Genomic DNA, 11,694 nt, shown 5'->3' with positions numbered 1-11,694 from the left:
ATATGCATCGTTGAATTATTCTAGTTCCCATTCGTAACCGTCCTTCGTGTCCTTGATCTGAATCCCGGCATTCTTCAATTCGTCCCTGATTTTATCCGAAGTTGCCCAATCTTTGTTTGCCCGTGCCGCCTTTCTGACATTCATCATGGCGTCGATTACCTTACCAAGGGCTTGATTGCTGGCGCTGGAATCCGTTTCACCCTTCAACCCGAGGATGTCGAACACGAAGCTGTCAAATAATTCCGTTAAGATTTGCAGGTTTTCAGCATCTATTTTTTCACTTCCGGCGGCGATAGAGTTAATCACGCGTACCCCGTCGAACAAGTGTGCGATCAGAATGGGCGTGTTCAAGTCGTCGTTCATGGCATTGAAACAATTGTCCCGTAATGTTTTTACATCCACGGTATTCTCGTTTGATGCTTTCAATTTATGCAATTGCACGATGGCGGACATCAGGCGTTCGTATCCTTTTTCTGCTGCTTTCAGTGCTTCGTTCGAGAAGTCAAGCGGACTACGGTAGTGAGCTTGAAGGATAAAGAAACGCACGGTCATGGGCGAGTAGGCTTGTTCCAAAACGGCATTATCTCCGGCAAAGAGTTGGTCCAAGGTAATGAAATTGCCGAGTGATTTACCCATTTTCTGTCCGTTGATCGTTACCATATTATTATGCATCCAGTATCTCACGGCAGGATGTCCTTGCGCGGCAGTGCTTTGCGCGATCTCGCACTCGTGATGAGGGAATTGCAGGTCAAGACCGCCCCCGTGAATGTCAAACGTGTTGCCAAGGTATTTCTGGCTCATGCAGGAACATTCCAGATGCCACCCCGGGAAGCCCACTCCCCACGGGGAAGGCCAGCGCATAATATGTTCGGGAGTCGCTTTTTTCCATAGGGCGAAATCCACGGAGTTCCGTTTTTCTTCCTGTCCGCTGAGTTGTCTTGTATTTACCAGCAACTCGTCTATTTTTCGTCCGGAAAGAATCCCGTAATGGTATTTTTTACTGTAACGCTCCACGTCGAAATAGATATTCCCTTCGCTCTCGTAGGCATATCCTTTGTCGATCAGGGTTTTGATTAATTCCTGCTGTTCGATGATATGTCCCGACGCGTGAGGTTCTATACTGGGAGGGAGCGTGTTCAGTTGTTCCATGTTCTTGTGATAACGGTTCGTGTACAATTGCACGACTTCCATGGGTTCCAACTGTTCCAGCTTTGCTTTCTTCGCGATCTTGTCTTCTCCGTCATCCTCGTCATTCACGAGGTGTCCCACGTCCGTGATATTGCGGACGTATCTCACCCGATAACCTAAATATTTGAGATAACGAAACAACAAGTCGAACGTGATGCCGGGGCGGGCGTGTCCTAAATGTGCGTCCCCGTATACGGTAGGCCCGCAGACATATAACCCCACGAACGGGGGGTTCAACGGTTCAAACAACTCTTTCTTTCGACTTAGCGTGTTGTATATCGTCAACTTGTTTTCCATAATTCTAAAGTACTATATTGATATGATTCAACAAAAGTATGAATTTTATAATTGAAAATTGAAAATTGAAAATTGAAAATGAAGAAAATCGTGAATTATTGCCCGATTTCCTGTCTTCCTTCCTATGTTCCTGATGGATTGCCTACCTCTTCCCGCTCTTATGATGACAACATAAATGTAGCAACTTGCCAGCATATTCGCTTCTCGTCGATGATGCTACGTTCGTGCTACGTTCATGCTACGTCCATGGGGGCAGGAAGGGGTAGCCTTCGGGTAGCCCGGGGGTTATTGAGGTTTATATTTCAATGCCTCGGGGATCGTGGCCTTCAATTTTGCGATACGGTTCTGGTCAGCGGGATGGGTAGAGAGAAATTCGGGTTGTTTGGCACTTCCCGAGCTTGCCATTCTACTCCAGAATGCCACAGCCTCGTTAGGATCGTAGCCTGCCATGGTCATGAAGATCAAGCCCAAGCGATCGGCTTCATACTCGTGTTTCCGGGAGAAGGGCAGAGTGACGCCTAAATTCGTGCCCATGCCGATTGCCGCGGCGAGCAATGCTTTGCGTGTATCGGATTGGTCGTGCCCGAGAATTTCCGTTGCGGCAGCTTGACCGTATTGTAGCAAGGTTTGCTGGCTCATTCGCTCGTTGCTGTGATGTGCCACGGCGTGAGCGATCTCGTGTCCCATGACGACCGCTATCCCCGCGTCTGTCTTGCAATAGGGAAGGATGCCCTCGTAAAACACGACTTTCCCGCCCGGCATGCACCATGCGTTCGGTTCGTTGCTGGCAACAAGGTTAAATTCCCATTGAAAGTTGGCGATCTGATCCTGCATGCCGTTAGCGGCAAGATATTGTTCTACCGCTTTCGAGATTCGTGCCCCCACGTCTTTGATGCGTTTTTTGTTTACCGCGTCAGTGGATAGTTTGTTTTCCTTTAAAAAGCTACTGTATGAGGTCAGGCTCATGGATACCATTTCGTTTTCGGGGAAAAGGATAAGCTGACGACGTCCCGTGATAGGTACGGTGGCGCATTGCGCGAAAAGTAGCAATATTATTACCGGTAATGCGATACGTGAAATTAATGTTTTCATGTTTTATCATCTTTAATAAATTCACTGACGAATAGATTTGTGGTTCTTGTGCAAATATAAGAAATAATCTTCAGTTTGCGGAATTTGATGTAAGGAGGGAGCGAGTGGAGCGTATCCGGAGAAGTTTAGATGAAAATGGGATGTGATGAGGGTGAGAACGGGCAACAACGCCAGATCAACTCCCGACCGTGTTTTATATAGGACCGGAGGGGAGTAATGTTGTTGCATAGTGATGGAATTGGAATATATGTGCGGGTGTTTGATTTCTGTTTATATTTTTCTTGAATTGGGCGATTATTCTGTTTGATGTAAAAAAAAGTCCCGGAAATGCGAATATGATTCCCGGGACTTTTTTTCGGATTTTTACAGTTCAGCTAACTGTTGCTCGATAGCTTTGATTTTGGCTTCGGCGTCAGCTTGTTTTTTGCGTTCGTTTTCGATGACTTGTGCGGGGGCTCCGCTCATGAATTTTTCGTTATTCAGTTTCTTCATGACGGAAGCGAGGAACCCTTGGGCGTAAGCCAGATCGGCTTCCAGTTTGGCTCTTTTTTCTTCCGTGTCTACTTCGCCCACGGCGGGGATGAAGTATTCAACGGTGTTGCTGATAAAACTCCATGCGCCTTTGACGGTTTCGTCCACCATTTCAACGTCGCTGATGTTACCCATTTTAATGATTACGCTTTCGAAGCGTAGCGGGTAGCGGTCGTTGCTTTTTACTCTTAACGAGATGGCATCTTTGAAAGCAACGTTATTTTGTTTGCGGATGGTACGGATACCTGCGATAACTTCTTTGGTGTTTTCAAATTCGCTCAGGAAGTTTTCATCATAGCTGCCGGGTTGAGGTTGCACGGAAATCATGATGCTCTCGCCTTCTTTGCGTTCCCGTAAGTTTTGCCATATTTCTTCCGTGATAAACGGCATGAAGGGATGGAGTAATTGCAACATCTCTTCGAAGAGATAAATAGTCTTCTCGTAAGTTGTCCGGTCAATGGGTTGTTCGAATCCCGGTTTGATGATTTCCAACAACCAAGATGAAAACTCGTCGCGAAATCCGGTATATACCGTCATTAGAGCTTCCGACAAGCGATATTGGTCGAATTGGTTGTTCAATGTTTCCTTACACTTGTTAAGGTATTGTTCAAACCAATCGAGTGCCAGCTTGGAATGTTGCGGTTGTTCGATGTCCGCTACTTTCCAGTTGCTTACCAGACGGAAGGCGTTCCACACTTTCGTCGTGAAATTGCGTCCTTGCTCCGGCAGACTCTCGTCAAATAATAAATCACCACCGGCGGGTGCGCATAAAAGCATACCTACCCGTACACCGTCTGCCCCGTATTGATTGATGAGGTCAAGAGGGTCGGGTGAATTACCGAGTGATTTGGACATTTTGCGATGTAATTTGTCGCGTACGATACCTGTTAGGTAAAGATTTTTGAACGGTTTCTCGTGCCTGTACTCGTAGCCTGCCATAATCATGCGTGCCATCCAGAAGAAAAGAATATCCGGTCCGGAAACTAGATCCGTGGTCGGGTAATAGTAATTGATGTCCTCGTTGTCCGGCTCCAATATGCCGTTGAAAACGGAGATCGGCCATAACCACGAGGAGAACCAAGTATCAAGACAGTCTTCATCTTGACGCAATTGATCGGCGGGGATGTCTTTCCCGAATTTTTCTCTTACCAGTTTTGCCGCTTCTTCTCTAGTATTGGCTACCACGTAATCGTTGCTATCCGGCAGATAGTACACCGGAATCTGGTGTCCCCACCATAATTGACGGCTGATGCACCAGTCTTTCACGTTCTCCATCCAGTAACGATAGGTGTTCTTGAATTTCGATGGTGTCAAACGAATGTCGTCGTTCATCACGGCGTTTAATGCCGGTTGAGCCAAATCTTTCATTTTCAGGAACCATTGCATGGAGAGCTTCGGCTCGATAACCACGTTGGTACGTTCGGAGTAGCCTACTTTATTATTGTAGTCCTCGATTTTTACCAGATTACCTGCTTGTTCCAATGCCGGGATGATTTCCTGACGCACGACAAAACGATCTTTGCCCACGAAAAGTTGGGCGTTCTCGTTCAGTGTCCCGTCGTCGTTGAAAATATCGATGGATTCAAGATGATGCTTGAAACCGATTTCATAGTCGTTAATATCGTGGGCGGGTGTGATTTTCAACGCACCGGTACCGAATTCCATATCCACGTACTCGTCTTGGATAATCGGGATGACACGATTCACGAGCGGCACGATACATTTTTTACCTGCCAGATGGCGGAAACGTTCGTCATTCGGGTTCACGCACACGGCGCTATCCCCGAGAATGGTTTCCGGTCGGGTGGTGGCAATGGTGATGTACTCGTTGTCCGAGCCTTCTATTTTGTAGCGGAGGTAATACAGTTTGCTGTGTTCCTCTTTGTAGATTACTTCTTCATCAGACACGGCTGTTTTGGCTGACGGGTCCCAATTCACCATTCGGATACCCCGGTAGATCAATCCTTTGTTGTAAAGGTCTACAAATACGCGAATCACGCTTTCCGAACGGATTTCATCCATCGTGAAGCAGGTTCTGTCCCAATCGCAAGAGGCACCGAGGCGTTTCAATTGTTCAAGGATGATTCCCCCGTGTTTCTCTGTCCATGCCCAAGCATGTTTCAAAAATTCTTCCCGGGTAAGGTCCCGTTTCTCTATGCCTTCGCTTTTCAATTTGGCAACCACTTTGGCTTCCGTGGCGATAGAGGCATGGTCTGTTCCGGGAACCCAACAAGCGTTCTTTCCTTGCAAGCGAGCCCGTCTGACGAGTACATCCTGTATCGTGTTGTTCAACATATGTCCCATGTGCAGGACTCCCGTGACGTTAGGCGGGGGAATAACAATACAATACGGAGTTCTCTTTTTATCAACAACGGAATGGAAAAAACGATGTTCCATCCAGTATTGATACCATTTCTCTTCGCTTTTTCGCGGATCGTAGTTTGTTGGAATCATTTTGTTTTAAATTAAAATTTTAGATTCGTAAAAAGGGGCTTTTCAAAAAGCCCCCTTTGGTCCGTAAAGTCAATGTTTATAGGTTTATGCCCTCGTGTCAATTGTTGACCTTATGGACTTTATGGACCTTATGGACCTTTGACTTTTATTTATTCTTCTGATTTTCTAATTCTTCGTCCTTTTTTCTTTTGTGCATCAAGGAGAGCGTCAAGGTCTGCTTTTTGTTGCGAGCCGTCGTAATCACAGATGTATTTATCGATGAGGATACGACCACAGTATTCACAGACGATAATTTTCTTCCGGGAACGGATATCCAATTGTCTTTGTGGCGGAATTTTGTTGAAACATCCGCCGCAAGCGTCACGATCCACGGTTACAACAGCCAGACCGTTGCGTGCGTTGGAACGAATACGACGATAAGCGGTCAATAGACGATCGTCGATAGTTGCAGCCAATTGTTCGGATTTTATTTGTAAGGATTCCTCGTCCTTGTGTGTTTCGTTGATAATGTCGTTCAACTCGTTTTTCTTGGCTTCGAGGTCGGAAACCTTATCCTCGTAACGCTTTTTGGATTCTTCCATTAACGCGTCTTTTTCCGCTTTGGCTTTGGTCGCTTCACGGATTCTTTTTTCTTGTAATTCGATTTCGAGTTTTTGGAATTCGATTTCTTTGCTCAACGCGTCGTATTCACGGTTGTTACGTACGTTGTCGAGTTGCTCGCTATATTTTTTTATCGCTTCTTCTGCTTTCTTGATTTCTTGCTTCCTCGTGGAAGTCGTTTTATCAAGTTCGCTTAATTCAGCCTTCAAGTTTTCGATACGTGTTTCTAGCCCCGCGATCTCATCTTCAAGGTCTTGAACTTCCAAAGGTAATTCTCCTCGAAGAGTTTTGATTTTATCGATCTCGGTGTCAATTCGTTGTAATTCATACAGGTTCTGCAGTTTTTCTTCAACTGTCAGCTCTTGCATTTTCTCATTGTTATTCGTCACCATATATTATAAATACTTAATCGGATTTGTATTAATCTCTGAAAACTGAACCGCAAATGTAGATATTTTTTTTGTAAGTATCTCATAAAATATCTCTTTTGTGAATTGTTCGCTTTCATAATGTCCTATGTCTGCTATCATAATCCGGTTTTCCGTGAGAAAGAAATCATGATATTTGAAATCACCGGAGATATAGATATCCGCGGCATTCGCTAGAGCCCGGTTGAAAAAAGAGGCTCCGGCTCCGCCACAAACAGCAACTTTATGGATAGAGGGAGTATGAGGTCGCGTGTAGCGTAGCCTGTCACAGTGGAATGTTGCTTTCACTTGTCGGAGAAATGCCATGCTTTCGACCGGAGTTTCAAGTTCCCCGATAATGCCGAAGCCGTTGCCTTCCGAGAGGTCGCCTTCCGGTTGTAATATTTGCCTGTTATGCAAGTGTAATTTATCCGCCATGCGCCCGCTGACACCATTGGCAACGACATCCATGTTCGTGTGGGCGGCGTAGATCGTGATATCATGTTTGATAGCGGAGATCACGCAGCGTTCCACGTACGTGGCAGGTGTAATGTGTTTCAACCCGCTGAAGATAAGCGGGTGGTGCGAGATGATTAAGTTGTGACCGTGGGTAATGGCCTCGTTCACGACTTCCTCTGTTACGTCAATGCATAAAAGCACGGAAGTTAATTCCCGTTTGGGATCTCCACAAAGTAACCCGGAGTTATCAAAACTCGCTTGGAATTTTAGGGGGGCATATTCTTCTATTAGCGCAATAATTTCTTTAATGTACATGGTCTTGCTGTTTTTATGATATTAGCTTGTGAAATTCATAAATCTAAAATCATAAATCTAAAATTATTATGGCAGTTGATTTTTGATAGATAACAGTTCTTCTTTTATGTTTTTCAGCCGTTTCACGACTTCGAAATGAAGCTCGGTTTCTTCTTTGCGGTTTTTCAACTGTTGTTGCGCACCTTTCAGTGTCATTCCTTTTTCCTTCACGAGGTGGTAGATCAGATGAAAGTTGTCTATATCTGCTTTCGTGAACTGGCGGTTCCCTTTTTTGGTCTTGTGGGGTTTGATTACATCAAACTCTTTTTCCCAAAACCGGATGAGGGAAGTATTAACCCCAAACATCTCGGCTACTTCTCCGATAGAGTAATACAGTTTTAATGCTTCTTCTTCCACCATAATAATTGAAAGTTGAAAATTGGAAATTGAAAATGAGATTATTTTCAGATTTCAATACCAGTGTTATACAATCTTTAAATCTAAAATCGTAAATCTACAATTTGTTAGTCCATGCTTTGTCCCGTGTTGTTCGCTATCTCTACTAACTTTTCGAACTCGTCAGGGGAGAGGTCGTTGAAGTAGAAATTGATAGGATCTACGGGTTTTTCGTTTTTCCGGACTTCGTAATGTAAATGAGGTCCGGTAGAGAGTCCGGTATTACCGAGGTAGCCGATGACATCCCCTCTCTTGACAGTTTGTCCTTTCTTCACGACAATTTTTTCCATGTGGGCGTACATCGTTTGGTAGCTGAACCCATGATCAATGATAACGTGACGACCGTACCCTTTGTCAAACTGGCTTTCCACGACAAGGCCGTTCCCCGTGGCATAAATCGGTGTGCCTATGGCTCCTGTGAAATCCATGCCGGCGTGAAACTTCATCGTTTTGTATATAGGGTGCATCCTGTAGCCGTATGAGGAGCTTACTTGATGAGCTTCTTTTAACGACACGGGTAAGATTGCCGGAATGGATGCCAGCATTTCTATTTTGTTTTTAGCCAGATTTTCGATGGCATCAAAAGATTTGCTCTGGACAAAAATGGCTTTGGACAGTTCGTCGATTTTTTTAGCTGTCCCGATAATCAGATCGGAGTTATCCAGATGTTTCAGATGTTCGTATTGGTCCACTCCACCTGAGCCGGCACGCCTGATGGTGGACGGTATCGGTTCTGTCTCGAAAATCACCCGATAGATATTGTCATCTCTTGATTCCATGTCTTTCAGAACATTATCAAGGTATTCTACCTTGTTGCTGAGAAGGCTGTATTGGGTAAGAACTTCTTCGTATTTGCGTTTTAACTGTTTCTCTTTCGGGGAATCAATGAATGCATACACGAGGTATAGCATGACGATGGCCAACGAGAAGCTGGAGAAGAATTTTTTGAACAACCGCCAAGTTTTTTTCCTTAGAGTTGATTCTATTTTATCAAAAGATAGTGTGTCCGAATTAAAATGATACCCTGCTTTTCGCATAGTTACTCAATAAAAAATAGTATTTCCGATGCAAAGTTAAAGAAAAAATCTAATTTTGCAACTTGGGAAATCAGGCAATCAATATGATTACATGATATTTCCGTTTGAATGTGAGAAGTAACATTCGTTGTTTAATGGTGGATTTACTAAATATTGAGTGTATGAAGTCGGCAGAGATTAGACAGAAATTTTTAGATTTTTTTGAGAAGAAATCACATACGATAGTACCTTCGGCACCGATGGTCATCAAGGGGGATCCCACGTTGATGTTCACGAATGCCGGAATGAACCAGTTCAAGGATATTATATTAGGTAATGTTCGTCCGAAAGCGACTCGGGTGGCGGATTCGCAGAAATGTCTGCGGGTATCGGGAAAACATAACGATTTGGAAGAGGTAGGGCATGATACTTATCATCACACGATGTTCGAGATGTTGGGGAACTGGTCATTCGGGGATTATTTCAAGAAAGAGGCAATAGCTTACGCGTGGGAGTTTCTGACGGAAGAGATGAAGTTGGATAAAAACCGATTGTACGCCACGGTTTTCGAGGGGAACAAGGAGGATCATCTTGACGCGGATAATGAAGCCTTGGAGTATTGGTTGCAGTATTTGCCCAAGGAACAAATATTGTACGGGAATAAAAAAGATAATTTCTGGGAAATGGGAGAAATGGGACCCTGCGGTCCCTGTTCCGAGATACATATTGATTTGCGCCCTGACGAAGAACGCAAGATTAAGCCGGGGCGTGACTTGGTTAACAAGGACAATCCTTTGGTGATCGAGATATGGAATCTTGTGTTTATGCAGTATAACCGGAAAGCGGATGGCAATCTGGAGAACTTGCCGAGCCATCACGTGGATACGGGGATGGGCTTCGAGCGTTTATGCATGGCGGTACAAGGGAAAACGTCCAATTACGATACCGATGTATTTACCCCGATTATTGGGGAGATAGCTCGGTTGAGCGGTAAAGAATACGGGAAGGATAGTGCGGCGGACGTGGCTATGCGCGTAATTGCCGATCACTTGCGAACGATTGCTTTTTCTATCACGGACGGGCAGTTGCCCTCGAACGTGAAAGCCGGATACGTGATCCGTCGTATTTTGCGGAGAGCCGTACGCTACGCGTATACATTCTTGGATCAGAAAGATGCTTTCATGTATAAATTGGTTCCGGTGCTGATTGAAGTAATGGGACAGCATTTCCCCGAGTTAGTGTCACAACGGGTACTGATCGAGCGTGTGATTCAAGAAGAGGAAAATGCATTCTTGCGCACCTTGGATAAGGGTATCAAGTTATTGGATAAGATTATAGAGAAAACCAAGGCGGAGGATTATTTGACCGTGCCGGGTAACGTGGCTTTCGAGTTGTATGATACTTACGGTTTCCCGTTGGATTTGACCGAATTAATTTTGAAAGAACACGGGCTGGTGGTGAATCGCAGGGAGTTTAAGGCGGAAATGGAGGCGCAGAAAGAGCGTTCGCGTTCAGCCGCGGCTGTAAATACGGATGATTGGGTGGAGTTGATTTCAGACGACACGCAGGAGTTCGTGGGATATGATTACACGGAAACGGAAGTACAGATTACACGCTATCGCCGGGTGAGTACGAAAGGGAAGGCGTTTTATCAGTTGATATTCAATATAACACCTTTCTATGGAGAGAGCGGGGGACAGGTAGGTGATCGCGGTTGGTTGATTTCCGAAACCGAAAAGATAAATATTCTGGATACGCAGAAAGAAAACGGGTTGACGGTGCATCTCACCGATCGTTTGCCGGAAGACCTGACTCAGGTTTTTACTGCCAAGGTCGATTTGGATAAACGGGTTGCCACGGAGAATAATCATACATCCACGCATTTGTTGCATTATGCTTTGAGAAAAGTGTTGGGAACTCACGTGGAACAGAAAGGATCGTTCGTGAGCGACGAGTATCTGCGTTTTGACTTTTCGCATTTCCAGAAAGTGACAGACGAGGAGTTGGACAAAGTGGCAGCAATCGTGAACGAGGAGATACGGAAAAACTATCCGCTGGAGGAGAGTCGGGCAATTCCGATTGGTCAGGCAAAGAAAATGGGGGCGATGGCAATATTCGGAGAGAAGTATGGCGATCTGGTACGTGTGGTGAAATTTGGGGAATCTGTGGAATTGTGTGGAGGTACACATGCCCATGCCACGGGACAGATCGGTTTCTTTAAGATCATGTCCGAAAGTTCAGTGTCTGCCGGAGTTCGTCGTATAGAGGCAATTACCGCGGCTAAAGCAGAAAGTTATATACTGAACACGTTCAAGATGCTGAAACAAATGGATAGCATGTTCAAATCCAATCGCGGAATATTGGAGAATATCAAGGAATTGATGGACGAGAACGAGGGACTGAAAAAGGACGTGGAGAAATTCACTCAAGAGAGTTTGAAAATACTCAAGGAAGCGTTGAAGAATGAAAAGCGCGTGATTCGGGATATCAACATGATCGTGAGGACGGTCGGTATGGCTCCGGCGGCGGCAAAAGATGTCGCGTTCCAGTTAAAGGGTGAGTTGGATAATCTGGTACTCGTGTTAGGAGGAGTATTTAACGGAAAACCTCACTTGACAGTGATGATTAACGATACTTTAGTGAAGGATTATGGATTGCATGCCGGACAGATCGTGAAAGATGCGGCGGTGGAAATCAAAGGTGGCGGCGGTGGTCAACCATTCTTCGCTACAGCAGGGGGATCTGATCCGAATGGGGTGTCTCGCGCACTTGAAAGAGCAGAAAAATTAATTTTGGACAAAATTAATTAGAGTTTGGTACAAAATTTGTGCGAAGGATTTCGTATATAGATAAATTTTTATACATTTGTTTTGTGAAAAAACATGTGAACTAATTTGAGT

The 11,694-nt window shown here is 44.9% G+C and carries 8 protein-coding genes; 1 reads left to right on the top strand and 7 read right to left on the bottom strand.

Annotated features, from left to right (window positions below):
- Positions 1-15: 15 nt before the first annotated feature.
- The 7 genes from cysS to CS948_RS06115 form a co-directional block, all read right to left on the bottom strand.
- A complete protein-coding gene (gene cysS / locus CS948_RS06145) occupies positions 16-1,485 on the bottom strand; it encodes a cysteine--tRNA ligase (RefSeq protein WP_099290851.1) in 1,470 nt (489 codons plus the stop codon).
- Between the two features lie 285 nt (positions 1,486-1,770).
- The gene (locus tag CS948_RS06140; protein ID WP_099290850.1) at positions 1,771-2,577 is read right to left on the bottom strand and encodes a M48 family metallopeptidase; all 807 of its coding nucleotides are present in this window, start codon (positions 2,575-2,577) and stop codon (positions 1,771-1,773) included.
- Between the two features lie 363 nt (positions 2,578-2,940).
- The gene (locus CS948_RS06135) at positions 2,941-5,562 is read right to left on the bottom strand and encodes a valine--tRNA ligase (protein WP_099290849.1); all 2,622 of its coding nucleotides are present in this window, start codon (positions 5,560-5,562) and stop codon (positions 2,941-2,943) included.
- A gap of 149 nt (positions 5,563-5,711) precedes the next feature.
- On the bottom strand, positions 5,712-6,554 hold the full coding sequence (locus tag CS948_RS06130) for a zinc ribbon domain-containing protein (RefSeq protein ID WP_099290848.1): 843 nt from the start codon (positions 6,552-6,554) through the stop codon (positions 5,712-5,714).
- 3 nt (positions 6,555-6,557) lie between these two features.
- Complete coding sequence (locus CS948_RS06125) at positions 6,558-7,343, bottom strand: Nif3-like dinuclear metal center hexameric protein (RefSeq protein ID WP_099290847.1); 786 nt, start codon at positions 7,341-7,343, stop codon at positions 6,558-6,560.
- A 66-nt stretch (positions 7,344-7,409) separates the two neighbouring features.
- Complete coding sequence (locus CS948_RS06120; RefSeq protein WP_218014302.1) at positions 7,410-7,745, bottom strand: MerR family transcriptional regulator; 336 nt, start codon at positions 7,743-7,745, stop codon at positions 7,410-7,412.
- 101 nt (positions 7,746-7,846) lie between these two features.
- Positions 7,847-8,815, bottom strand: a complete 969-nt coding sequence (locus CS948_RS06115; RefSeq protein ID WP_099290845.1) for a M23 family metallopeptidase — start codon at positions 8,813-8,815, stop codon at positions 7,847-7,849.
- Positions 8,816-8,976: 161 nt separating this feature from the next.
- On the opposite strand from CS948_RS06115, the gene alaS reads away from it, so the two are divergent.
- Positions 8,977-11,604 (top strand): alanine--tRNA ligase, encoded by a 2,628-nt coding sequence (alaS, locus tag CS948_RS06110; RefSeq protein WP_099291806.1) that lies wholly within the window; start codon positions 8,977-8,979, stop codon positions 11,602-11,604.
- Positions 11,605-11,694 lie beyond the last annotated feature (90 nt).

The sequence above is a fragment of the Butyricimonas sp. Marseille-P3923 genome (assembly GCF_900184685.1).
In the GTDB taxonomy this organism is placed as follows: domain Bacteria; phylum Bacteroidota; class Bacteroidia; order Bacteroidales; family Marinifilaceae; genus Butyricimonas; species Butyricimonas muris.
The sequence above is the reverse complement of the archived record's forward strand: the minus strand, read 5'-3'. Positions and strand labels throughout refer to the sequence as shown.

Excerpts from the sequence above, each read along its gene's own strand:
- alaS (WP_099291806.1), top strand. The coding sequence starts at position 8,977 with ATGAAGTCGGCAGAGATTAGACAGAAATTTTTAGATTTTTTTGAGAAG.
- cysS (WP_099290851.1), bottom strand. The coding sequence starts at position 1,485 with ATGGAAAACAAGTTGACGATATACAACACGCTAAGTCGAAAGAAAGAG.
- CS948_RS06140 (WP_099290850.1), bottom strand. The coding sequence starts at position 2,577 with ATGAAAACATTAATTTCACGTATCGCATTACCGGTAATAATATTGCTA.
- CS948_RS06130 (WP_099290848.1), bottom strand. The coding sequence starts at position 6,554 with ATGGTGACGAATAACAATGAGAAAATGCAAGAGCTGACAGTTGAAGAA.
- CS948_RS06125 (WP_099290847.1), bottom strand. The coding sequence starts at position 7,343 with ATGTACATTAAAGAAATTATTGCGCTAATAGAAGAATATGCCCCCCTA.
- CS948_RS06115 (WP_099290845.1), bottom strand. The coding sequence starts at position 8,815 with ATGCGAAAAGCAGGGTATCATTTTAATTCGGACACACTATCTTTTGAT.
- CS948_RS06135 (WP_099290849.1), bottom strand. The coding sequence starts at position 5,562 with ATGATTCCAACAAACTACGATCCGCGAAAAAGCGAAGAGAAATGGTAT.